The following is a 24,966-nucleotide window of genomic DNA, read 5'->3' as shown; positions in this document are numbered from 1 at the left end:
TGATCAGGCCGCGATTCTCCCGCGATCCTGATACGCGATACCGACAATGAGTGCGGAACAGCCCTCGGATACCTCTTTGTCCTCCCAAGGACACTGTCGCGGGCGACCTTCACGGGATATCCAGTGCGAGACGCCCCCGGGGTCGGGGGACGGGACACCAGAAGGGACCGACGTCCATGGAGAACCGCTTCCTGGCCGCGCACGGCACGCGGGATCGCACACCGCTCGGCGCGCGGGCCGAGAACCGGGCGAACCCGCCCACGTTCGGTGTCGAGGAGGAGTTCTTCATCGTCGATCCCCGCAGCCGCCGCATCCTCTCGCGCGCGCCGAGGTGCTGTCCAACGCCCGCCACCTGGGCGGGCGCTGTGCGCCGAGTTCACCCGCGCTCAGGTGGAGACCAACAGCCCGGTGTGCGGCACGTCCGAGGACGCCGGGCGCTTCCTGCGCTCCGCGCGGCGCGAACTGGTACGGGCCGCGGCCGGGGCCGGGCTGACGGTCGTCGCCTCGGGCACCCCGGTGCTGGGCGACCCGGCATCGGCCAGGGTCAGCGACGGGACGCGCTACGCGGACATCGCCACCCACTTCGGAGCGCTGCGCGAGGCCCACGTGGTGTGCGGCTGCCATGTCCACGTCGGCATCCCCGACCGGGAAACCGCCGTCGAGGTCGCCGGTCACCTACGCCGATGGCTGCCGTTCCTGGTCGCGTTGTCGGCCAACTCGCCCTTCCAGGAGGGGCGGGACACCGGATACGCCAGTTGGCGCACCATCACGTGGAACCGGCTGCCGTCGGCCGGACCGCCGCCGCTGTTCCGCTCCTTAGCCGAGCACGAACGCGCCGTCGGGGCGCTCGCCGGGAGCGGGGCGATCCTGGACCGGCACATGGTCTACTGGGACATCCGCCTCTCGGACCACCTGCCCACCCTGGAGATCCGGGTGGGCGACGTCGCGGCCACGGCCGACGAGGCGCTGCTGTTCGCGGCGCTCACACGAGGACTGGTCACCCGGGCGCTGTCCGACGTGCGGCACGCGATGCCCGCTCCGGAGATCGGCGCCCCCGCGCTGCGTGCGGCCATCTGGCGGGCCGCCCGCGACGGACTGGAGGGCCGCGTCCCCGACCCGCTGACCGGGGAGCCGCTGCCGGGCGCGCTCGCGCTGGACCGGATCCTCGGAGCGGCCCTGCCGGGGTTGGAGGCGAACGGGGACGCCGCGCTCGTGGTCGGACTGCTCGACCGGGTACGGGCCGCCGGGTCCGGCGCGGCCCGGCAGCGGGCGTTCCTGAACCGGCGGGGACGCATCACCGACGTCGTGGACCACCTGGCCGCCCAGACCAGGGAGGGACTGCCGTAACCCGGGGCATCGGCCCGAGCCACGGCACGGCCGCCCCGGGACGGTGGCGTCAGCGACGCGACCGACCGGAACCCCGCCGCCCGCCCCCGCCCACCGAGTGGACGGCCTCCTCCCGTTCGCGGACAGCGGCGACACCGGCGGTGACCCGCGGGGGCGGCACCCTCACCCCCGTGTGTCGACGGCGTCCGCCTCCTCCAGCACGGCCGCGAGCTCGTCGGCGGTCGGCGAGTCGGCCCCCTCCCGGGTCACCGTGCACGCGGCGGCCGCGGTGGCGAAGGTCAACAGCTCCCGCAGGGAGTCCTGGCCGAGCGCGGCCAGGCGGGCCCGCGGCCCGCGACCCAGCCGCCCGGCTCGGTCCAGCCAGTGCAGCAGGGCTCCCATGAAGGCGTCCCCCGCACCGACCGTGTCCGCCACCCGCACCCTGGGCGCGCGGACCTCGACCTCCCTCGTGTGGGTCAGGGCGACCGCGCCCTTCGCCCCCAGGGTGACCACCACCAGCGCCGGGCCCAGTGTCGCGATCGCGCGGGCCGCCCGCAGCGGAGGCAGATCCGGACAGAGGAAGGCCAGGTCCTCGTCGCTGGCCTTGACCAGGTGCGCCTGCGCCGCGTGCCGCAGCGCCAGCGCGCGGGCCTCGTCCGGGTCGCCGACGCCGTCGGGCCGGATGTTCGGGTCGAGCGTGACGGTGACCTCGTCGCGCCCGTGCTCGCGCCGCAGCATCGCCTCGATCCTGGCCGACCCCGGTTCCCGGAACAGGGCCAACGACGCGGCGTGCACCGCCCTGACCCGCGAATCCAACGACTCGGGCAGCTCGCCGGGGCGCCAGCGCCAGTCGGCGGCGTCGTCCATCCGGAAGTCGTAGCGCGCGGAACCGTCCCGGCCGACCGTGGCGACGGCCAGCGCGGACGGTTCGTCGGCGGCGACCAGTCCCGACGGGTCCAGTCCCTCTCCGAGGAGGCGGTCCCGGATCCGTGCACCGAAACCGTCGGCGCCGATCCGGGCCAACAGCCTGGTGGGCGTGCCCAGCCGGGCTGCGGCCACCGCGGTGTTCGCGGGCCCGCCTCCGGGCACGGCGCGCAGGACGTCGGGCCCGTGCGCGGTGGGCAACAGATCCATGACGTTCTCCCCGACCACGACCAACCGGGGGCTCGGGGCGCTCACGGCGCTCCCCAGGTCCCGCGCGTCGGGCTGTTTCCCGCGGCGGCCGCCGCGAGCGAGCCCGCCAGGCCGATCTGGGGCAGGACGGTCGCCTGGTAGGCGTGGTAGACGTCGGGCTTGCCAGGCCAGACCGCGCCCGCCGGGCGACCCGCGGGGTCCAGTTCGTGGTGCCAGCTCCCGTGCTCGCGGTCGAGGTGGTGGCGGTCGGCGTAGTCCCACCAGCGGTCGTAGTGGCGGGCGTAGCCGTCGTCACCGGTCAGCGCGCCGAGCGCCCACGCGGCCATCGTGGCCTCGGCGACCACCCAGTGCATGCGTTCCCGCACGACGGGCGCGTCCGCCCAGTCCAGCGTGTAGACGAACCCGTCCGCGCCGTCCGCCGCCCACCCCCGCCGGACGGCGTGGTCGAAGAGCCGCACGGTGTCCGGGCGCAGCCAGTCGGGCACGGCCTCCCCCGCGTCCCTCAGGGCCAGCTCCAGGTGGACCAGCAGCCGCGCCCATTCCAGGAGGTGGCCGGTGGTGCTGCCGAAGGGTCGGAAGGGGTCGTCCGGCCGGTCCCGGTTGTGGTCGGGCAGGGCACGCCAGTCGGAGGTGAAGTGCTCGGGCAGCCTCCAGCCGTGGTCGGCGGCCACGCGGTGCACGAGGCGCTCGGCGACGGCGAGCGCCCGGAGGGTCCAACGACGGTCGCCGGTGGCGTCGGCCGCGGCCAGGAACGCCTCCACGCAGTGCATGTTGCTGTTCGCGCCCCGGTAGTCCTCGGTGCTGGTCCACGCACCGTCCCAGCTCTCCCGCACCGCTCGCGCCGACTCCTCCCAGAAGTGGGCGTCGACCACGCGCAGGGCCTCGTCCAGCAGGTCGCGGGCACCGGGTCGGCCGGCAAGCGCGGCGCTCGCCGCGGCGAGGACCACGAAGGCGTGCGTGTAGGCGGACCTGCGCTGTCCGTCGGCCGCGGCATCGACGGACGCACCCGTCCCGGCGGACCCGTCCGGTCCGTCTGCGGCGTCCTTCCGGAGGCTCCCCTCATCCTGGGAGCGGTTCCCTTGATCTCCGCGGTCCGGGACCTGCTCGTACCACCCGCCCCGCGCGGCGTCCCGCAGTGGCCCCGCGAGCGCGGCGAGCCCGTGGTCGGCCCAACGGTCGGCGCCTTCCTCGCCGCGCAGGTGCGCCAGAGCGAACACGTGCGTCATGCGAGCGGTGATCCAGGTCGCGGTCGGCCGGTCCTCCTCCACCCGGCCACGGGCGTCCAGCCACCCGAAGCCGTCGGCCACCACTGAGCGTGCGGCGAACGCGAGCAGCCGCCGCTCCTCAGCGCGCAGCCAGGCGGGGTGTCCCGGACCGGATCGTTGCGAAGCCGTCAATCCACTGCCTCCTCGGCGTGTCGGTACGCGGTTCACGATAGCCGCGCCGGTCAGCGCACGAGCAGGACGATCCACGGCCCGTGGACGGCGCGGTCCGCCCCTCGGAGCGCTGCCGGGGCGCCCGTGTCCGGCGAGCCCGGCGAGGCCCCTGGTGAACACGGGCAGCCACGTCGATAACCTCCGAGGTGACACCGCCGGAGAGCGACCCTGTCGCACCGCGTCCGGCGGCCGCCCGGGACCGGCGTACCGGGAACCGCGAAGGAGGCGCCTGATGATGCTCGCTGCGGGGGAGACCCCCGTCTACCTCGGCCCGATCGTCGCCCTGCTCGTCGCGGCGGGCCTGATCGGGGCGCTGTTCGTCCGCCTCAGGGTCGTCCCGATCGTGGGCTTCCTCCTCGCGGGCGTGCTCATCGGCCCCCACCAGCTCGGGGTCGTCGCGGACGAGACCCAGGTGGAGGCGGCGGCCGAGATCGGCGTCATGCTGCTGCTCTTCACCATCGGCGTGGAGTTCTCCGTCGAACGGCTCGCGCGGATCAAACGGTTCGTCCTGGGCGGCGGCACCCTCCAGGTGGCGCTGACCACGGCGGCCGTGGCCGGGCTCTGCGTCGTGTTCGGGATGGACTGGCGGATCGGCGTCTTCACCGGCTTCCTGGTCGCGCTGTCCTCCACCGCGATCGTCCTGAAGGTCATCGCCGCCAAGGGCGTCACCCAGCGCCCCGTCGGCCAGGCCTCCGTCGGCACCCTCATCCTCCAGGACCTCGCCATCGTCGTCATGGTCATGCTCATCCCGATCCTGGGCGGCGAGGCGGGCGGCGCCTGGGGGATCTTCCAGGCCCTCGGCACCGCGGCGCTCGTGCTGACCGCCGTGATCGTGGTGGCGCGCAAGGTCATGCCGCCGTTGCTGGAGCGCGTCGCCCGCCTGTGCTCGCCGGAGGTCTTCCTGTTGTCGGTCGTGGCCATCGCCCTCGGCGTGGCCTACCTGACCTCCCTGGCGGGGGTCAGCGACGCCCTGGGCGCCTTCCTCGCGGGCATGGTGCTCAGCGAGTCCCGGCACAGCGCCCACGCCCTGAGCGAGATCATGCCGCTCCAGATGGTGTTCAGCGCCGTCTTCTTCGTCTCGATCGGCATGCTGCTCGACGTCTCCGTCCTGGTCGAACTGTGGTGGATGGTCCTGCTGGCGGCCGTGGCGGTCGTGGCGGTCAAGGTGGTGACGGCCTTCGCGGCGGTCTCGGCGCTTCGCGTGGGCGCCCGAACGGCCGTCGCGTCGGCGTTCCTGCTCGCTCAGATCGGGGAGTTCTCCTTCGTCCTCCAGCAGGCCGGGGCCGAGTACGGTCTGACGCCGGTCGGCATGGGCGCCGAGGGCGGCCAGCTCCTGGTCGCCGTCACCGTCGTCCTCATGACCGCCACGCCCGCGCTGGGGGCGCTCGGCGAGGTGGTCGCCCGCCGCATGCCGGAGGGCGCCGCAGCACCGACAGCCAGCGCGGCGGTGGAGGCCGACGACACGCGCGACCGCGTGCTGATGGTCGGGTGGGGGCCGGTCGCGCGGAACCTGGGGCACTACCTGAGCGTCAACGGCGTCCCGTCGACCGTGACCACCCTCAGCCCCGACCTGGCGGCCGCCGCGGAGAACCTCGGCCACACCGTCGTCCGCGGGGAGGCCACCAAGGCGAGCGTGCTGCACGGGGTCGGCATGGACCGCGTGAAGCTCATCGTCATCGCCGAGAACGAGTCCGAGGAGGCCGTCCACATCGCGCACGTCCTCAACGGGCTCGCGCCGGGGGTGCCGATCGTGGTGCGCCCGAAGGACACCACCGACGTCGTGGGACTGTACGACGCGTCCGTCCGCAGGATCGTGGACACGCACCGGGCGGTGACCGAACCACTGGGCGGAACCGTCCTCGACCTCCTCGGCATCGACCACACCCACCGGGGACATCCCGACCCGACCGTGGTCACCCGGTTCGTCGCCGACCCCGACACCTCCTGCGCCCACATGGAGGAGCTCCCGCCCGTGCTGCCCAAGAGCCCCGGCTGCACCGAGTGTCTGCGCAAGGGACAGCGTGACTGGGTCCACCTGCGGATCTGCGCCCAGTGCGGGTTCGTCGGGTGCTGCGACGACTCACCCGGCCGCCACGCCAGCGGGCACGCGGGCGTGTGCGGCCACCCCGTCCTGTTCTCCGCGGAGCCGGGCGACGACTGGGCATGGTGCGTCCTGGACGAACGGCTGGTCCGCGGCGCGGAGGTCCCCGCCGGGGCCTCCTGACGCGTCCCGGGGGCCCGGCGGTCCTGGGCGCCCCCGCCGGGCCGGCCGCGCGGCACGTCCGCCGGATGTGCTCGGCGACCGTGCGCGGATCCTCGGATCGGCCCTGCGAACACCGGACGCGCCTCAGGTGCGCCGCGGCCCCCGGGTGAGCAGCAGTCCGGCCACCACGGCCAGCAGACCGAGCACGGGCCCCCCACCGGCGCCGAGCCCCACCGCGACCAGGGTGCCCAGTCCGCCGCCGACCAGCGCGGCCGCCGCGAGGGCGCGGATCGGTCCCGGGACCCCGCTCAGCCGTGCCGGAGGCGTCTCGAACCGCACCGCCCAGGACGCGAGCACGGCGGTCAGCGGAAGCAGCGCCGCCGTACCGGCCAGACCCCACACCAGCCAGGGAACCGTCATCGGGTCGGGGGTGTCGACGCCGAGGCCGTAGACCTGGACGGCGGCGACCAGGCTCACCGGGACCATGTGCCACAGGTACACGGTCATCAGGGTCGGGCAGACCGCGTCCAGCACCCGCGCGGGGCCGGGGCGGTCGGCCCAGGCCGCGATCCACCGGCGGAGCAGGACCGCCGCGCCGACCTGCACCGCGCCCAGCGCAGCCAGGACCAACGTCGGCGGACCGGCGTTGGAGGCCTCCATGGCGAAGACACCGGTCATGTTCGGCGAGTACGGACCGGTCAGCATGAGCACGGCGGCCGCGACCGCGCCGCCCGCCGCCAGCACCGCTCCCTGACGCGGGCGCAGCGCCCCGGCCCCGTAGAGCAGACCGAGCTGGTGCACGCCCAGCCACACGAAGACCACGTTCGCGTAGCCGACCGCGTCCACCCCCGTCGCGAAGCGGACGACGTCGACGAGGGCCGCCCCGGCGAACAGCGCCGCCGCCACCCGCCAGCCGAACCGGTCCTGGACCGGGAGGAGGACCGGTGTCGCCACGACCACCAGGACGTACACCGCCAGGAACCACAGCACGATCCCCACCGCGTCCGCCGCCACCGACACCGGCTGTTCCGGAACCCCGCCCAGGGCCAGCAGGTGGGTCGCGGCGATCCAGACGGCGGCGAGCGGGACGACCGGCCAGGCGAGCCTGCGCAACCGGCGCGCCAGCCACGTCGTGGCCGCGACACCGCCCGCCGCGGCCGACCGCAGGCTGATGAGGTTGGCGCGCCGCCGACGAAGAAGATCAGTGGCATGACCTGGGAGACCCACGTCATGGCCGAAGCGCCCGGCACGGTGAGGACGCTGTCCATGGTCAGGCCTCCCGGAGCCGCGGTGAGCACCGGGTACCACCAGTGCTGGAGGACGACCAGCACGATGACGAGGAGGCGGAGGACGTCGAGGAACCGGTCGCGGCCGGGCAGGGGTCGCGTGGCCCCGGTCCGGACGTCGCGTTCGGGTGCGGGACGCGGCGCCGACGGGACGGACGGCCCGTCTGCGCCGCCGGTTCGCGAGATCGTGGTCATCGGTCGCTCCCGGGTCGTCTCCACCGTGGGAGCGCGCGTGCCCCGCGCGGCGGAGGAGGTGTCGTGCCGACCGGGATCAGGGGGCGACGACGTGTGGTCGGACGGGCCCCGGCCTGGGCGGAATGTCCGCGCCCCGCCGGTGCGTCGTCGTTACGACCCTAGGTAGTCGGTGGAGGCCGCCGCGATGGCTCTGATACCACTCTTCGACCCCCGGTCCGCCCACCCGTCGACGGTGGTCGCGGGCACCATCGTGCGGTGGCGACCGGGGGGTCGGCGCGGTCGGGCCCCGGCCGGGCGAGCCCGGGACACCCCGGCCCGCACCGAGGCGACCCGGGCTCAGGCCGAGGGGGGAGCCGTGGGCAGGGCGCGTTTGTGCGCGGTGGCGCGGTAGCGGTCGACCAGGGCCGCTTCGACGTGTTCGGGGATGGGCAGACCCTCCAGGAAGTCGTCGATCTGCTCGTAGGTGAGGCCGAGCGCCTCCTCGTCGGGCCTGCCCGGCGACAGGGTCTCCAGGTCGGCCGTGGGCACCTTGTGCACCAGGTCGTCGGGGGCGCCGAGCGCGGCGGCCACGGCGCGCACCCGGCGCTTGGTCAGGCCGGTCAGCGGGACGAGGTCGACCCCGCCGTCACCGTACTTGGTGAAGAATCCGGTGACCGCCTCGGCCGCGTGGTCGGTGCCGACGACGAGGCCGCCGAGACCGCCCGCCACCGCGTACTGGGCGATCATCCGCTGACGGGCCTTGACGTTGCCGACCACGAAGTCCTCGGAGACCGCGCTCGCGTAGGTCATCCCGGCGGCGGTGAGGGAGTCGGCCACGGCGTCGCTGGCCGGCCCGACGTCGACGGTGAGGCAGCGGTCGGGGGCGGTGAACTCGACCGAGCGGGCGGCGTCGTCCTCGTCCTTCTGCACCTTGTAGGGCAGGCGCATCGCGACGTACTCGGCGGCGTGCCCGGCGGCGCGGGCGCGGTCCACGGCGAGGCGGCACAGGCGTCCGGTGGTGAGCGAGTCGACGCCGCCGCTGATCCCCAGTACGAGCGCGGTCGCGCCCGTGGTGGTCAGGCGCTCGGCGAGGAAGGCGACGCGTCGTTCGATCTCGGCCCGGACGTCGAAGTTACCGGGGACGTCGAGGTCGCGAATGATCTCGCGTCTGGCCCGGCTCAGCTCGGTGTCGGTCACTGCGGTTCCCTGTGGGTGAGGTGGGTGTGCCCGCCGATTATCGCCGTTCGGGAGCCGCGGAGGCACTCCGGGGTGCGGAAGGGCCGCTCAGCCGTCGGGGCCGAGTCGGCGGGCGAAGCGCTCGTAGTCCACGACCAGGCCGTCGGCGTCCACGGACAGCCGGTACTCCCCGCGCAGGGGGTCGCGGTAGGTGTAGCGCTCCAGACCGCCCTCGGAGGGGTGGCGTGTGTACCGCTGGCGGACGCGGCGGACCCGCAGGGAGGGGATGTCGATCCAGGCCACCGCGATGTCGCGGTACTCCCCCGGGTTCAGGCCCAGGCGCGGATCGGGAGGGTGTTGGTGAGGGGGGTCGCGGCGACGTCCACGTCCAGGCAGCCCCTGAGCTCGGGTCTGGGTCTGCCCTGGCCGTCGGTCCAGTTGCCCCCGTGCGCGGTCAGCGTGACCGACTCCGTACCCCGTGCGGAGACGACCTCGACTCGCGCCTCCCGTGTCGCCCAGGCCAGGTCGGTAAGGACCGTGAAGCGGGTCAGGAACCGCTCGTCGCCCTCCACGACGACCTCTCCGGCCTCCAACCGGTACCCGTCGGGCTCGGGCAGGAGGGCGCCGAGGCCGAGTCCCTCGGGTACGTCGGTCCGGGACCACGCGGCGGGGTGTTGTGCCAGTGACGACATGTCACCGTTCTACCGTTCCGTACGGTTGCTACGCCAGAGCGGCACGGGCCCGTGCCGACGCGGTACGGGCCCGTGCCACGGGTGGCGCGGGGCTTGCGCCCCGGACGCCGTGGCGGGTGCGCTCAGGCGCCCTTGACCTCGGCCTCCATGCGTTCGAAGTCCCGTGCCATGGCTCCGGTGACCCGACCGAGGCCGTTGAAGAGGAAGATCGCGCCGAAGCCGAGCGCGACCGCCGGAACCATCGCGTACAGCCCGGTGTTCAGGTACGCCGAGTCGACGACGTCCCAGACGATCGCGGTGGCGCCGCCGACGACCATGCCGCCGAGCGCGCCCGCCCAGGTCATGCGTCGCCAGAACACCGCGAGCAGCAGGACCGGCCCGAACCCGGCGCCGAAGCCCGCCCAGGCGTAGCGACCAGGTCCATGACCGAGCTGTCGCCCCAGAGGGCGATGCCCGCCGCGGCGAGTGCGACGGCGACGACGGTGCCGCGGCTGATCCACAGCAGGAGGCGCGGGTCGGCGTCGCGGGAGACGAAGCCCCGGTAGACGTCCTCGGTGAGGGCGGAGGCCGCGACCAGGAGTTGGGAGTCGGCGGTGCTCATGACGGCGGCGAGGATCGCCGCGAGGAGGACGCCCGCGACGAGCGGGTGGGTCAGCGCTTCGATGAGCTGCGGGAAGACCTGCTCGGGGTTCTCCAGCGGGGTCTCGAAGTAGGCGATGCCGACGAAGCCGACCACGAGGGCGAGCGCCATGGCGGTGACGGCCCAGCTGACGCTGACGATCCCGGCGTGGCGGATGTCCTTGACGGAGCGGATGCCCATGAAGCGGGCGAGGATGTGCGGCTGGCCGAAGTAGCCGAGGCCCCAGGCCAGGCCGGAGACGATGACGACCCAGCCGAGGGTGTCGGTGCTCTCCCAGACGAGCGTCTCCGCGTTGAACGAGGTGCCGCCGACGATCGACATCAGGCCGTCGCTCTGCTCGGCCACGCCGGAGGTGAGGCCGCCGAATCCGCCGAGGGCCACGACCGCCATGATCGGCACGACGAGGAGGGCGAGCCACATCATGACGGCCTGCACGACGTCGGTGTAGGAGACCGCGAGGAATCCGCCCAGCACGGTGTACAGGACGACGATGCCGACGCCGATGGCGATGGCGGGCGCGGGGTCGAGACCGAAGACCTGGTCGAACAGGGCCGACATGGCGACCAGGCCGGAGGCGACGTAGAAGAAGTAGAAGACCACGATCAGCACCGCCGACACGCCCCGCAGGAGTCGGGTCGGGTCGTTGAAGCGGTTCTCCAGGAAGGAGGACAGGGTCAGCGAGTCGGACTCGCCGCCGGTCCGGGCGTCGGTGACGCGCTCGGTGTACACGCGCAGGCGGGGCGCGAGCAGGATCCAGCTGCCCGCGAAACCGCAGGCCAGGCCGACCGCGATCCAGGCCTCGCCCAGGCCCGAGATGTAGATGGCTCCGGGTAGGCCGAGCAGCAGCCAGCCGCTGAAGTCGCTCGCGTTGGCGCTGAGGCCCGCGACCCAGCTGTTGAGCTGCCGACCACCGAGCACGAAGTCGGACTGCGAGACAGTACGCCGGTAGACCCAGAGACCGATGCCCACCATCACGGCGAGATACACCGCGAAGGTCAAGACCGAACCGAGCATGGAGCCGTCCATGACCGTCCCCTCCTTTCTCTGATGCGCGCGGTCGTGACCCTTACGCGCTTATTACGAACTATGTGGGTGATCATGACCCCGTGTTCGCCGAGTCACAACATTTGTGCGTGGAACATCACCTCTTTGATATCTGGCCGAGTCTTCGACCAGGCATGATTGTTCCGGCGGCCACGCGCGCGACCTGTCGTTTGTCCGATCGGACATAACCGACAGCCCGTGATGGGATCTTTGGCGTTCACCCGACCCCCCGCACGGTGGCGCGCCCCCGCTCCGAGCGCTCTCCCACGCCTCCCCCGCACACCTCGGCCACGGCGGTTCGCGCCAGTCCGAGGGGGAACTGTCTTGGGCACGACGGATGCGAGAGAGGTTCCGGGATCGTGCCCACCCCCCACCCCCCGAGCGGTCTGCAACCCAACGAACCGCGTGGCAGATGCGGATGCTCGACCACGCCGACGGTGTCGTCGGGGGCGCCGTCCTCGTGTCGCCCAGCCTGCTGGTGACGTGCGCGCACGTCGTCAACGCCGCCCTCGGCCGTCCCGGTGATCCGGAGGAGCACCCCGGGCAGGGGACCGCGGTCCGGCTGATGTCGTTCGACGACCGGGTATGGGACGCCGACGTCCTCCCGGATCTGTGGGCCGCCGGCCACGGCAGCCGCGACCTGGCCGTGCTCCGGCTGTGGGGCCCGGGCCTGCCCGACACCGACTTCCCCAAGATGAGCGGGTGCGCGAACGTCTCCTTGGGGCAGGTGCTGTACGTGGTCGGGTACCCCGTGGGCATGCGGTCGCTCCAGGCCTCGGTGGTCTACCGGGGCAGGGGCGGCCCCACCGGCGCCACCCACCAGGTCGAGGTGCCCGGGTCGCGGCCGACCCAGATCACCGGCGGGTTCAGCGGCTGCGCGGTGCGCACGGACACCGGCGAACTCGTGGGGATCATGCAGAAGAACCACCACTACCTGTGGAACGACCCCGACCAGCCCTCGGGCATCGCCTTCCTGCTGCCGGTCGAGGAGTTCGTCGGCGACCGGGACGGCCAAGGGGGCGTGTCCGTGCGGCGCCTGGCGGACGAGTCGCTCTGCGGCAGGGAGGCCTACGCCCGCCTGCACGACCTGCTGGACTCCGTGTCCGTGGCGGAGGTCCCGCCCGAGTCCCTGCTCAACCCCGACGAACTGCGCAAGGTCCGACGACGGGCGTCGGGCACGACGGCCTGGCAGGTGCTCACAGCGCTGTGGGATCTGGTCCCTCCGGTCGGCGAACCACCGCCCCGGGTCGCCTGGGTGCACCACGTCTACCGAGAGATCGGGGTCCGGCGACCGCTCCCCCCGACGGTCTGGCCGTGGATCAGGCAGGAGGCCCACCCCCTGGGCAGCGACTGGGACAATGTCCTCACCCGGCACCGCGACCATCGGCTGCTCCGCCAGAGGAAGCCGGACGCGCTCGTGGGCGCGGCGGAACCGGACACGGTGGTGCTCTTCGATCTGGAGCCCGTGACCGGGGGCTACCGGCTGTCCCACCGGACCGCCCACATGGACAAGGAGGGTTACCGGCTCCTGCTCCAGGGCACGAAGGTCGTCCGCGAGGCCGACATCCTCGACGAGATCGGCGACCTCATGGGCGACGCGGCCATGAGAGGGCTGGTCACGCCGGACGAGGAGTCGTTGCGGCTACGCGTGTTGCTCCCCAAGGAACTCCTGCACCTGAACCTGGGGCAGGCCACCACGCACCGCGCGCTGCTGGAGTACCCGCCGCGGCTCGGCGCGACGTACGAGATCGTGTACCACGTCAGGGAGCGGGTCCAGTCCGCGTCCTACATGGAGGCGCTTCCCGGCAAGTGGCGTCGCAACTGCGAACAGCAGAGGTCGGACACGTTGGTGAGAGATCGAAACACCCTCCTCACATGGGACTTTCCGATGAGCGAGGTGGTGCACCTGCTGAACGACGGGGACGTCACCCTCTGCATGGCCGAATCGGACAACGAAGACATCCGACACATCTACGACTCCGCGCTCCACCAGGGGATCCCGACCGTCATCCGCGGCCCGCGACAGGCGATCCGCGAGCTGGCCAAGGAGCTGCTCGACCGCGACCCCGGTTCACGCGTCCCGATCTCCGGCCTCGCCAGACACCTGCGCGACCGCGCCAAGGGGGACGCGGAGAACCGGAGCATCGTCCTCGTCCACGACGTCTACGGGGACAACCTCCCGCGCCAGGCCCTCCAGGAGCACGATCATCCCACTTCATCGGACAAAAAGGACGGAGGCCTATAAAGAATAACAAAACTCATCCAAGTCAACATACCTCACAGTCTTCACTTTTTAGGCCATGCACAAAGACAGCCCGGTGTGGCACGGAGCTGCTGTTATCCACGGAACGAGGCCAAACGAGGCTCCGCGTATCGCGGAAGGCGAACCGTCGTGGCAGGATTGTGGGAGGAGACTTCCAGGAGGAGTTCGACGTTGTCGAACACATTTCACAGCGCACTCGAAAATCTGACGGGCGGGCCCTCCCGCCTGGTCGTCCTCATCGACTCCTCCCCCCTCATGGCCCTGCACCGGGACAACGTCGCCACACTGGTCGAACACGCCGCGCGGGCCGGATCGCCGGTCGTGCGGTTCGACGCCGGACACGCCAGAGGCGGGCACGGCCCTCCGTGGCCGCTCGCCGACCCGCTCCCCGACGGAGTCGACGCCGCCGTCATCGTCACCGACGCGCAGGACCGGGGATGGCGGCAGCGGCGGTTCCGTGCCTGGGTGGCCTCGGTCGCCACCCGGCAGCCGACCGCCCTCCTCCACCTCCTCGACCGCTCCGTCTGGTCCCGGGGGCCGCTCGCGCCCCAGCCGTTGCGCCTGACCGGGGCGTCCCCCTCAGCGCCCGGCGCCCGGACCCCCATGACCACCGCGGACGACGCCGAGGACACCGCCGTCCCGGAGGGCGCCGCCCTACTGCCGGTGCTGGCGTTCGGTCCCGACTCCCTGGCCGAGTGGATCACCGTGGCGAACGGGACCGGAGGGATCTGGCGGGCGGACGCAGCCGTCCTCCCACCAGACGGCGCGCGTCCCCCGGAGACGGTCCCCTGGGACCCCGACCCCGTGTCGCGGTTCCTCGCGCAGGCCTCGCGCGGCGCGCGCGAACTCGCCGTGCGCCTCACCCAGGCACCCGTCAACCTGCCGGTCGCCGAACTGCTCCAACGGAACCTTCCGCACGCGCCGCGCGACGCACGCGCGGCCGTCACCGAGATCGCCGAGGTGTTCGGCGGCGACCTGGTGGACCCCTCCCATCCGCTGGGCGACCTGGACGACCCGGCCGCCCCCGCCCTGGAATTCCTTCCCGGCGTGCGCAGGGACCTCCTCGGCAGGTTCGGCGACCTCAGCGTGATGCGCTCGGTGTTGTCCTCGATGGCCATCGAGTTCAAGGACTGCGCCCGCGTCTTTCAATGGCTGTCCAGGATCGAGACCGGTGCCCCCCGGGTCACCGACCTCGACGGCGAGGAGGGCCTGGCCAGGGCCCTCCTGCCCGCTCTGTCCGAGATGCCCGGCGAGTACCGGCGGCTCGCCGAGCACCTGCGCACCGCCCTCGGCGAAACCTCCGCAGACGGGGCCGAGCACAGTACGCCGCCCGAGACCGTCCGAGAGGAACCGACGCGACCGTGACCGACACCCACATCTTCGACACGGAACCCACTCCGTCGGAGCCCCTGGACCCGCGGCGGACCCACGCGAGGCGGCCCAGGGCGCGACGGCTCGCCAAACTCGGCGGCGTGCCCCCGCACAACCTCAACTTCACCGGCCGTACGGAGATCCTCGGGCGGATCCACGACCTGCTGTCGGAAGCCTCGGGCAGCGTGTACCTGTTGGCGGGCGGCGGCGGTATCGGCAAGACCCAGATCGCGATCGAGTACGCGCACCGCTACCGGGACGACTACGACCTCATCTGGTGGATCCCGGCCGGCGGCGTGACCGACATCCACCAGTCCTACGTCAACCTCGCCAGACACCTCGGTCTGGCCGAGGAGGGCGGCAACCTGGAGATGACGGCGCAACGGGTCCGCGACGCGCTCGAAACCGCCCCCGAGATCGGCCACTGGCTGCTCGTCCTCGACGACGTGGGAGACCTGAACTCCCTCGACACGGCCGAGCTGCCCGCCAACGGGCCCGGCGACATCATCATCACCTCCCGGGACCAGAGCTGGATCCCGAGCGGCCGCAGTGAGGGTTCGGTCGTCCCCACCCTCAAGCCGGAGGAGAGTGTGGCGCTCCTCCGCAAGATCTGCCCCCACGGTCTGGATGACGACGGGGACGCCCGTCGCATCGCCGATCGTCTGGAGCACGTGCCCCTCGCGCTGGCGCAGGTCGGCGCCTACCTGCGCGACTCGTTGATGAGCGTCGAGGACTTCCTCCTCCTCATCCAGGACAAGTTCGACGAACTCGTCACGCACGTGGAGTCGGAGGACCTGTACCCGCTCCCGCTCGCCGCGGCCTGGAACATGCAGCTCGACGACCTACGGCGCGGCACCGGCTCGGATCGGGCCGTCAAGCAGATGGTCCGCGAGTTCATCCAACTGTGCTCCTTCTTCGGGCCCCGCCCGTTGGCGCGCACGCTGTTCCACAGGGCCCGGGGACTCAGCTCCAACCCCCAGTTGGCGCAGATCCTGGGCAACGAGATGGCGCTGTCCAAGGTGCTGCGCTACGTGAGCAGGCACAGTCTGGCCGAGTTCGACCGGACCAACCACACCTTCCAGATGCACGTCACCTTCCAGACGGTCGTCCAGCGCACGGTGAGCGACGAGGAGAGCGTGCGCTACCGTGACCTGGCCCACCGGCTCCTGGCCCAGAGTGACCCGCTCGGCCCCGAACTCCCGCAGAACTGGTCCGAGTACCAGCTGCTGTACACGCACGTGCGGGCGTCGGAGGCCTGGCGCAGCCACGACCCCCAGGTCCGGGGGCTCGTCCACAACGTGATCACCTACCTGGTGGAGACTGGGGACGAGCGGGCCGCGCTGAACCTGGCGGACCGAGCCATCGAGTCCTGGTACGACGACACGGGACAGCGCTTCCAGGTTCAGCTTCAGCGCACGATGATCCTTCGCATCCAGGGTGAGAATCGGACCGCGCTCGCCGAGGCGGACCGGATGTACGCCGAGCAGGCGGAACTGGAGGGCCCGGAGAGCGAGGAGGCGCTCGACGCCCATCGAGCCCGCGCCATCGCCCTCAGCAACCTCGGCCACTACGACCAGGCCCTGGGCATGTTCGAGGACATCCACCGCGTCAGAACGGCCCGGTTCACCGAGGACGACGAGAAGACCCTGGTCATCGCACACGACATCGGCGTGAACCTGCGCCGTCTGGGACGCTTCCAGGATGCCTGGACCTGGACCGGCGAACCCTCGACCAACGGGAGTACCTGTTCGGCGAGAACGGCATCCCGTCCCTGCGCACCCGCCTGTCCACCGGTCTCAGCCTCATGGCCCTCGGCTACCTGGAGGAGGCCCGGGAGATCCTGGAGGACTGCCAGAGACGGTTCGAGGCCGCCGTCGCGGACGCCAGCACCCACACCGCGGACATCCCGACCTCGCTCTCGGTGCTCCACCGCAGGCTCGGCAACCACGAGGCGGCCCTGGAGTTGTCCGCCAAGGAACGCGAGGCCACCATTCCGCGTTACCAGCCGCACAGCCGCCCAGCGCTGCACATCAACAGCATCCACATGGTGAATCTGGCCTTCGCCGGCCAGGTGGAGGCGGGGACCACGCTGGCCGAGGATCTCCTCGCACACGTGGACGACGAGTTCCCCGAGCACCACCTCTTCCCCTGGGCCTCCCGGGCCAACGCCGCGATCGTGTTCCGTGTCGCGGGAGAGTACGAGCGAGCGCACGGACTCGACACGACCGCCAGGGAGAGGATCCGGCAGCACTTTCCGGACGCGCGGATCACCCTGGCCGCGGTCGAGGTCAACCTGGGCAACGACCTGTTCGCGTTGGGGCGGCTCAAGGAGGCGCGGGCGCAGGACGCGTCGAGCGTCGACCTGTGCCGGGACGCCCTGGGCGAACACCATCTCTTCCTCACCACAGCCCGGCGCAACCTGCTGATCAGTCGCCGGGCACTGGGTGAGGACGTTCATGAGGAGTGGGAGGCGCTACGCGACCAGTACGCCGCGCGGTTCGGACTGGACCACCGTTTCGTGACCACGATGGCGGACTTCACCCGGCTGGACACCGACATCCTGTCGATGAGGGACTGAGCCGCGATCGCGCCCGGTGGCGGTCAGGGCCGCCCCGGGAACGGCGAGGACAGCGACGAGAGCAGGAACAGCCACTCCCGGGAGGGAAACCGCAGGACGTGCCCGTCCGGCCGGAACGAGTCGCGCAGCAGCACGTGGCCACGTCGTTCCCAGGAGGCCTCACAGCATCGGTCACTGCCGCCGGACCACGACGACTTACGCCAATCGGTGCCGTCCCGCCAGGTGGCACGCTCGCTGTCTCGCCCGGTCCTCACTGGATCGTCCCACCGTTTCCTCCGCTCGGACGGCCGCGGAATCTCGCCTATTCCGGACATGTCCCATGATTTTACTTTCCGCCCCGGCTCACCGGAATACCACTGCCCCCTCGAAGAATGCGTGAGGTCAGCGTGAACAGAGTGATCGATTTCGTCGCCGACGACGGCACCGTGATCAGCGTCGAATCCGCCCCCGTCCGACGCGAGGGCGCGTCCAACGTCGCACGGGACGCCACGAAGATGCTCGGGGAGAAACAGCTCGACTCGGTCCTGCTGCGCATCAGGAAAGTCGGCGAGGCCGTGTCCACGCAGTTGACCGAACTCGCCTCGTCCCAGTTCGCGCCGACGGAAACGGAGGTGCAATTCGGTGTGAACGTGAGCGCCGAGGCCGACGCCGTGGTCGTCAAGGGCAGCGGCGAGGCCACCTTCAACGTCAGGATGACCTGGTCCAACACCGGATGATCCCCGCGACTCCCCGAAATCCAGGGTGTCGCGGGGATCGCCGGAACCCGCCGAAACGGGGGCGCCTTCGTGCCCGCCCGAGGGGCGTCGGGAGCTCCGGGACGGTTCCCGGAGACCTCCCGACGCGGCCCCCGCGATCCTCCGCCGACGGATCACGGGGGCCGGGTCCGCGCGGGTCAGTCCCAGTCCAGACCGCCGCCGGTCTGGTACTCGATGACCCGGGTCTCGAAGAAGTTCTTCTCCTTCTGGAGGTCCATCATCTCCGACATCCACGGGAACGGGTTCTCCGTCTCACCGAAGATCGGCGCCAGGCCGATCTGCTCGGCGCGGCGGTCGGTGATGAAATGCATGTACTTCTCGCACAGCTCGGCGTTGAGGCCCAGCACGCCGCGCGGCATGGTCTCGCGACCGTAGGCGACCTCCAACTCACAGGCCTCGGTGAGCATCGTGCGCACCTCGGCCTGGAACTCCTCGGTCCACAGGTGCGGGTTCTCGATCTTGATCTGGTTGATCACGTCGATACCGAAGTTCAGGTGGATCGACTCGTCGCGCAGGATGTACTGGTACTGCTCGGCGATGCCGACCATCTTGTTGCGGCGGCCCAGCGACAGGATCTGCGCGAAGCCCGTGTAGAACCACATGCCCTCGAAGATCACGTAGAACGCGACCAGGTCGCGCAGGAACGCCTGGTCCGCCTCGGGCGTGCCGGTGCGGAAGTCCGGGTCCTCCAGGTTCTGCGTGTACCTGAGCGCCCACGCGTCCTTGGCCGTGATCGACGGGATCTCCCGGTACATGTTGAAGAGCTCGCCCTCGTCCAGGCCCAGGCTCTCGCAGATGTACTGGAAGGTGTGCGTGTGCACGGCCTCCTCGAAGGCCTGGCGCAGCAGGTACTGGCGGCACTCCGGGTTGGTCAGCTGGCGGTACACGGCCAGGACGATGTTGTTGGCGACCAGCGACTCGGCGGTGGCGAAGAAGCCGAGGTTGCGCTTGAGCATCAGGCGCTCGTCCTCGGTCAGCCCGTCCTTGGACTTCCACAGCGCGATGTCCGCCTGCATCGCGACCTCGGTGGGCATCCAGTGGTTGTTGCAGCCCGCCAGGTACTTGTCCCACGCCCACGTGTACTTGAGCGGGAGCAGCTGGTTGACGTCGGCGCGGGCGTGATCATCGCCTTGTCGTCGACGTTGACGCGCGCGGCGTCACGCTCGATCTCCCCGAGGCCGCTGGCGGCGCTGGCGCTGTGGTCGGGTGCTGTGGTCATACTGCGGTCGCTTTCCGTTCTCCGGCGGGGCCGGACGTGGTGATGCGTGATGTGCGGGGGCCGGGCGGCCCGGCGCGGGGCCGACCGCGACGTACGCGGACGGCCCCGCGGCTCGGAGTTCCCGGACGGGCGGACCTACTGGCAGGCCTCGCACTCGGGGTCCTCGATGGAGCACGCCTGGCCCTCCACGATCTCGAACTCCTCCGCGCCGGCGGGCGCGGCGGGCGCGGGGCTCGGGGCCGCGGCCGCCGGAGCCGAGCCGGAGGACACGGCGTTGAGGCGGCCGTCCGTACCCTTCAGGGTGCTCTTCTCCACGTGGGTGGCGCTCTGCGAACGCAGGTAGTACGTGGTCTTCAGTCCGGAGCGCCAGGCACGGCGGTACAGCGCGTCGAGCTTGCGACCGCTGGGAGCGGCCATGTACAGGTTCAGCGACTGGGCCTGGTCGATCCACTTCTGTCGGCGCGAACCAGCATCGACGAGCCAGTTCGGGTCGAGCTCGAACGCCGTCGCGTACAGCGCCTTCAGGTCGTCGGGAACCCGGTCGATGTCGCCCAGGCTGCCGTCGTGCAGCTTCAGGGCGGAGACCATGTCGTCGTCCCACAGGCCGCGCTCCTTGAGGTCGCGCACCAGGTACGGGTTGACGACGGTGAAGTCGCCGGACATGTTCGACTTGACGAACAGGTTCCGGTACACGGGCTCGATCGACTGGCTCACGCCGGTGATGTTGGCGATGGTCGCGGTCGGGGCGATCGCCATCACGTTCGAGTTACGCATACCGGTGGTGCGCACGCGCTCGCGCAGCGAGTCCCAGTCCAGGGTCTCGCCCCGGTCCACGTCGAGGTCGCCGCCGCGCGCCTCGGCGAGCAGCCGCAGCGAGTCGATCGGCAGGACGCCCCTGCTCCACAGCGAGCCGTCGAAGGTCTCGTAGGAACCGCGCTCGACCGCCAGCTCCATGGACGCCTCGATGGCGTAGTAGCTGATCAGCTCCATGCTCTCGTCAGCGAAGTCGACCGCGCCCTCGGAGGCGAACGGGGTGCGCAGCTTGAACAGCGCGTCCTGGAAACCCATGAGGCCCAGACCCACGGGGCGGTGGCGCATGTTCGCGCGGCGCGCCTCGGGGATCGTGTAGAAGTTCACGTCGATGACGTTGTCGAGCATCCGCACGGCGGTGCGCACGGTGCGGCGCAGGCGCTCGGCGTCCAGACCGCCGGGGCCGGTGTGCTGGGCCAGGTTGACCGAGCCCAGGTTGCAGACGGCGACCTCGTCGGCACTGGTGTTCAGCGTGATCTCGGTGCACAGGTTGGAGGAGTGCACGACGCCCGAGTGATGCTGCGGCGAGCGCAGGTTGCACGGGTCCTTGAACGTGATCCACGGGTGACCGGTCTCGAACAGCATGGTGAGCATGCGGCGCCACAGGTCCACGGCCTGGACCCGCTTAGAGACCTTGATCCGGCCCGCGGCGGCCTCGGCCTCGTAGTGGGCATAGGTCCTGGCGAACTCGGACCCGTACTTGTCGTGCAGGTCGGGCACCTCGTCCGGGGAGAAGAGCGTCCAGGTGCCGCCCTGCTCCACCCGCTGCATGAACAGGTCCGGGACCCAGTTCGCGGTGTTCATGTCGTGCGTGCGGCGGCGCTCGTCACCGGTGTTCTTGCGCAGGTCGAGGAACTCCTCGATGTCGATGTGCCAGGTCTCCAGGTACGCGCAGACCGCGCCCTTGCGCTTGCCGCCCTGGTTCACCGCGACCGCGGTGTCGTTGGCGATCTTCAGGAACGGGACGACGCCCTGGCTCTTGCCGTTGGTGCCGCGGATGTGCGAGCCCAGGCCGCGCACCGGCGTCCAGTCGTTGCCCAGTCCGCCCGAGTACTTCGAGAGCATCGCGTTGTTGCTGATGCCGTGGAAGATCGACTGGAGGTCGTCGCCCACGGTGGTCAGGAAGCAGGAGGACAGCTGCGCCCGCACCGTGCCCGAGTTGAACAGGGTGGGGGTGGAGGCCATGAAGTCGAACGAGGACAGCAGCTCGTAGAACTCGATCGCGCGGGCGTCCCGATCGTCCTCGTTGAGGGCCAGGCCCATGGCCACCCGCATGAAGAACGCCTGCGGCAGCTCGTAGCGGACCTCGTCGCTGTGCAGGAAGTAGCGGTCGTAGAGGGTCTGGATGCCGAGGAAGGTGAAGTCCTCGTCCCGCTCGGGGCGCAGTGCGGCGCCCAGGCGTTCCAGGTCGAACGTGGCCAGCGCCGGGTCGAGCTGGCCGAGGTCGATACCGCGCCCGACGTAGGCGGCCAGGTAGGAGGGGTAGCGGTCGGCCATCTCGGACTGGCTGGCGGTCTGGGGGATGCCGGCGATGAAGGTGAGGGCCTCGCGGCGGAGCGTGTCCAGCAGCAGGCGGGCGGCCACGTAGGAGTAGTCGGGGTCGACCTCCACGAAGCTGCGGGCGGCCATGACCAGGGCCAGTTCCACCTCGCGTCCGAGATTGCGGGGTAGAAGCCGCGGCGCGCCTCGGTGAGGACCTTGTCCGCCGAAACACCGGTGAGCCGCCCGCAGGCCTCGGTCACGACGTGCGCGATCCGGTCGGCGGCGGCGGGGGGCGCACCGTCGTGGGTCGGCTCGGGCCGAACGGATGCGGGCACGGCCTCGACGTCAAGGGTCATACAGCGGCTCCAACCTCGGTAGAAGAGTCCCGGCGGGGAGGGACACGAGAAACACGGCCACGGCACACCGGTGGGCCGACACGCTCAGCGCGCGTGGTCATCGTGACCGGTGGGTCGCGGTGGCCCGCTCTCGAAGCCCCGTCGTCGGCGCACGGTCCGGTGCGCGCCGGTGGCAGGTCCCCGGGCGTGCGGTCGGTCTCCTGAGCGTCGCTCCCCGGGGGTCTCTCGGGGGATTCCAGTACGTGTGCGGAGTCCGATCCCACTCGCCGTGGCGGGCAGTCCCGGATGCGCGCCGGGTTCCCTCTTGCCTCACCCCGTCGGGGTGAACCACCAGCGGGACAGATACTACATCTTGGGGATGGGGCGTTGGAACACCGCAAGATGATGGCGTGTCTTGGATTTTACCCAGCAGAGGGCCGCGGCGGTGGACGCACCGGCGGCGTGGTATGGGGTGCGCGAACATGCCCGTTTCGCGGGGTTTCGACCGTCGATTCGAAGGTGGGCGCGACCGCGACCCGACACAGCCTAGGGGCCCGGGGGCGGTGTGACGCACCAGGCGCGTCAGAAAGCTCACGACACGCTTCGACAGTCACGTCCGCGGGCGGCCGGAGGGCCGCCCGGCCGGCACGGCGCGGCTGACCGGCGCGGGGGTCAGTCGATGTCCAGTAGGCCGTCCAGGTCGTCCTCGCCCAGTCCGAGGTCGGTGCGGACGCGGAACCGCATCCGCAGCAGCTCGTCGAGAAGGTCGCGCACGTACGGCGAGGCCATGGTGCCCATGTGGGCACGGATCCCGACGGTCGCCCAGCGCTCGGCGCCCGCCAGGTCGTCGTGCGCCTGAAGCACCTCGGCGACGTGGACGTAGGTGGGCAGGCCGAGCACCCGCTCGCCCTCCAGCCGCTTGAGCTGCGTGTAGGCCCGATCGATCTCGTCCAGTTGCAGCAGGGCGCCCGCGCTCAGGGCACGCGGGTCGATCACCGTCGGACCGCCGTCGTCGATCGCCCGTTGGTAGGCCGCGCACGCGTGCTCGTACTCCTGGGCGATCTCCCACTGCTCCCCCGCGCGCACGAACAGCTCCGCGCGGGTGATCTCGCTCCCGGAGTCGACCCGGTTGGCCAGGTCCTGCAACTGGGCGGCGACGGAGCCGTGCTCACCCGACCGGACGGCGTGGAACTCCATACGGTCGAGATCGGCCGCCGTCACGTGGGTCAACCGCATCGCCCCCATCCCCTAACTCGCGCTCCCGCGCGCCAGTCAGGGTCTGGCGCGCTCCAGTGCCTGCCAGAACCCCTGGCGCAGTCCGTCCCGGACCTCGTCCCTCAGCAGGTGGTCGATCGGCAGCGCAGAGCCCTGAAGCAGACGCGCCTCCAGGTCGGAGGGCATCCGGGGCCTCCGGGCGAGGACCGCCTCGACCCACAGGGCGGGCGCCTCACGCGCGATCGACTCCGCGAAGTCGTTCCCTTCTCTGTGTGCGACATGCACCGCATCGTCCACGGTATGCGCGACGACGTGTGTCTGCTGGGGATATCCAGGACTGGGACTGGATTCCTGGAGTCCCCGTCGGCCGAAGGGGCCGTCAAGCTCGGGACCAGTACGCGGCGAACCCCCGTATCCGGGAGCCGCCTCGCCGCGGCCAGCGGCGTCAGTTTCCGTACTGGTCCCATAGGTAGGGTTTGCGTCGTTCGCACCCCCAAAACCCGGCGTGTCGCCCGGCCCGAAACGCGGGTCCGTCTGGGGTGGCGGCCCGCTTCTCTGCGGAGGCGGGTGCCTTGGTGGGTGTCGGAGGCGAACGAACGCTGGGGGCCGGTCCCCGAGCGAAGGACCGCTGCGGTCCCGTGCCCGAGGCGAACGAACGCTGGGGCCGGTGCCCGAGGCGAAGGACCGCTGCGGTCCCGTGCCGTTGGTGAACGCGGACTGGGGTCCGGTCGCCGGGTGCTGGTGGGCGCCTGGCCCGACCTGCCCCGGCACCGCTCTGCCGGGCAGGCCGTACCCGTTCTGCTCGGTGCCGTGCGCGGCCTGGTCTCCCCCGGAGTAGAGAGCCTGGCCGTTCTGCCCGCCCCGCGCGTGTCCGCCCGCGGCCGTCTGCGTCGTGCTCGGGAAGGCGCCGCTGCCGCCCATCGGCGCCTGGGCGCCGGAGGGGAACCCGTTGGCGTCGATGGGACCGGCGCCGGGCTGTCCGCGGAGGGTCCGGCGAGGTGGTCGCCGCGCTGTTGGGCGAGCGAGCGCCGCATCGCGCGCAGCTGGTCCATGGCGCTGCCCTGCGGAACGGACTGGGGGCCCGTGCTGGCGAAGATCGCGTCGAGACCGCCGCCCGCGCCCCCGACCGGCTCGACCCTGCCGCCGCCGGGCTGGACCTCGACCGGCTGGCGGGGTGTGTCAGGCGCGGAGCGGGCACGGCCGTTGGAGAACGGCGTCGTGGTCTTGGCCGCGGTCTCCTGCGTGGCACCACCGCTGGTGAGCAGGTTGACGTACGGGCGCAGGTGGCCGGCGCCGATCTCGATGAGGTCGTCGCACTCCCGGCGCAGGGTTCGGGAGATGGTCCAGTTGCCCTCGACCGAGACGTGCACGACGGTGACGCGCACGCCCAGGTCCTGGACGTCCGCGACGACCGAGGCCATGTCCTCGTCACCGCTGACCAGGACCGCGTCGCACAGGACACCGGTTCGCGCGAGGGTGGTGAGGTCGCGCTGGACGTAGCTCTCCACACCCTCGCGGCGACCGGGCCGTATCCGGGCCGCGCGGAACTTGATGCCGGGGATGTCGGCGATGCCGTCCTGTTCCTGGGTGCGCCGGTCGTCGGCGACGGCCTCGTACCAGTAGCAGCGCAGGAGCGGCAGGCCGGTGCGGTCCCGCGCGACCTCGTTGAGGAACTGGACGAGACCGGAGTAGTCCCAGGAGACGGAGTCCCGGTTGCGGGTTCCGTGTACGGCCATCGCGCCGTCCGCGAGAAGGTATCCCGCGTCGACGAACAACGCGCAGCGGTCCACGTGACACCGCCCCCTTCCCTGTTGACTCTGGGGCCAT

General features: G+C 71.4%; 9 protein-coding genes, 7 pseudogenes and 1 riboswitch. Of the genes and pseudogenes, 5 read left to right on the top strand and 11 right to left on the bottom strand.

Annotated features, from left to right (window positions below; genetic code table 11):
* Positions 1-123 precede the first annotated feature (123 nt).
* Positions 124-1,347 carry a glutamate--cysteine ligase gene (locus BJF83_RS09545; RefSeq protein WP_316042240.1) on the top strand — a complete coding sequence of 408 codons (1,224 nt, stop codon included), beginning with the start codon at positions 124-126 and terminating at the stop codon, positions 1,345-1,347.
* A gap of 162 nt (positions 1,348-1,509) precedes the next feature.
* On the opposite strand, the gene BJF83_RS09540 is transcribed toward BJF83_RS09545, so the two are convergent.
* Complete coding sequence (locus tag BJF83_RS09540) at positions 1,510-2,505, bottom strand: carbohydrate kinase (RefSeq protein WP_075926003.1); 996 nt, start codon at positions 2,503-2,505, stop codon at positions 1,510-1,512.
* Positions 2,502-3,857: an AGE family epimerase/isomerase gene (locus BJF83_RS09535; protein ID WP_075926002.1), complete on the bottom strand. Its 1,356-nt coding sequence runs from the start codon at positions 3,855-3,857 to the stop codon at positions 2,502-2,504. The genes BJF83_RS09540 and BJF83_RS09535 overlap by 4 nt, the downstream gene beginning before the upstream one ends.
* A 271-nt stretch (positions 3,858-4,128) precedes the next feature.
* Between BJF83_RS09535 and BJF83_RS09530 the strand changes: the two genes are divergently transcribed.
* Positions 4,129-6,120 (top strand): cation:proton antiporter, encoded by a 1,992-nt coding sequence (locus BJF83_RS09530; protein ID WP_075926001.1) that lies wholly within the window; start codon positions 4,129-4,131, stop codon positions 6,118-6,120.
* Positions 6,121-6,243: 123 nt separating this feature from the next.
* On the opposite strand, the pseudogene BJF83_RS09525 reads toward BJF83_RS09530, so the two are convergent.
* From BJF83_RS09525 to putP, 4 genes and pseudogenes are all read right to left on the bottom strand, one after another.
* Positions 6,244-7,580, bottom strand: a pseudogene (locus BJF83_RS09525) (acyltransferase family protein).
* 336 nt (positions 7,581-7,916) lie between these two features.
* Entirely contained in the window at positions 7,917-8,756 is an 840-nt protein-coding gene (gene nadE, locus BJF83_RS09520; RefSeq protein WP_075926000.1) for an ammonia-dependent NAD(+) synthetase, read from the bottom strand.
* Positions 8,757-8,843: 87 nt separating this feature from the next.
* Positions 8,844-9,427 (bottom strand): annotated as a pseudogene (locus BJF83_RS09515) (putative glycolipid-binding domain-containing protein).
* A 122-nt stretch (positions 9,428-9,549) separates the two neighbouring features.
* Positions 9,550-11,093, bottom strand: a pseudogene (gene putP, locus BJF83_RS09510) (sodium/proline symporter PutP).
* Positions 11,094-11,523: 430 nt separating this feature from the next.
* On the opposite strand from putP, the gene BJF83_RS09505 reads away from it, so the two are divergent.
* Together BJF83_RS09505 and fxsT are read left to right on the top strand one after the other, a co-directional pair.
* The gene (locus BJF83_RS09505) at positions 11,524-13,356 is read left to right on the top strand and encodes a serine protease (protein ID WP_075925999.1); all 1,833 of its coding nucleotides are present in this window, start codon (positions 11,524-11,526) and stop codon (positions 13,354-13,356) included.
* A 273-nt stretch (positions 13,357-13,629) separates the two neighbouring features.
* Positions 13,630-17,323, top strand: a pseudogene (gene fxsT, locus BJF83_RS30965) (FxSxx-COOH system tetratricopeptide repeat protein).
* 23 nt (positions 17,324-17,346) lie between these two features.
* Here fxsT and BJF83_RS09495 read toward each other — a convergent pair.
* Positions 17,347-17,637 carry a DUF397 domain-containing protein gene (locus BJF83_RS09495; protein ID WP_083678469.1) on the bottom strand — a complete coding sequence of 97 codons (291 nt, stop codon included), beginning with the start codon at positions 17,635-17,637 and terminating at the stop codon, positions 17,347-17,349.
* 72 nt (positions 17,638-17,709) lie between these two features.
* On the opposite strand from BJF83_RS09495, the gene BJF83_RS09490 reads away from it, so the two are divergent.
* Positions 17,710-18,039, top strand: coding sequence for a CU044_2847 family protein (locus tag BJF83_RS09490; RefSeq protein WP_075926013.1), 330 nt, complete (start codon positions 17,710-17,712; stop codon positions 18,037-18,039).
* A 176-nt stretch (positions 18,040-18,215) separates the two neighbouring features.
* Here BJF83_RS09490 and BJF83_RS09485 read toward each other — a convergent pair.
* The 4 genes and pseudogenes from BJF83_RS09485 to BJF83_RS09470 form a co-directional block, all read right to left on the bottom strand.
* Positions 18,216-19,297, bottom strand: a pseudogene (locus BJF83_RS09485) (ribonucleotide-diphosphate reductase subunit beta).
* 135 nt (positions 19,298-19,432) lie between these two features.
* Positions 19,433-21,945, bottom strand: a pseudogene (locus BJF83_RS09480) (ribonucleoside-diphosphate reductase subunit alpha).
* A 153-nt stretch (positions 21,946-22,098) separates the two neighbouring features.
* Positions 22,099-22,292, bottom strand: a riboswitch (cobalamin riboswitch).
* Positions 22,293-22,596: 304 nt separating this feature from the next.
* Positions 22,597-23,169 carry a hypothetical protein gene (locus BJF83_RS09475; RefSeq protein ID WP_075925997.1) on the bottom strand — a complete coding sequence of 191 codons (573 nt, stop codon included), beginning with the start codon at positions 23,167-23,169 and terminating at the stop codon, positions 22,597-22,599.
* 27 nt (positions 23,170-23,196) lie between these two features.
* Positions 23,197-24,929, bottom strand: a pseudogene (locus BJF83_RS09470) (NYN domain-containing protein).
* Between the last annotated feature and the right edge of the window lie 37 nt (positions 24,930-24,966).

It is taken from the genome of Nocardiopsis sp. CNR-923 (assembly GCF_001942255.1).
Taxonomy (GTDB): domain Bacteria; phylum Actinomycetota; class Actinomycetes; order Streptosporangiales; family Streptosporangiaceae; genus Nocardiopsis.
The sequence above is the reverse complement of the archived record's forward strand: the minus strand, read 5'-3'. Positions and strand labels throughout refer to the sequence as shown.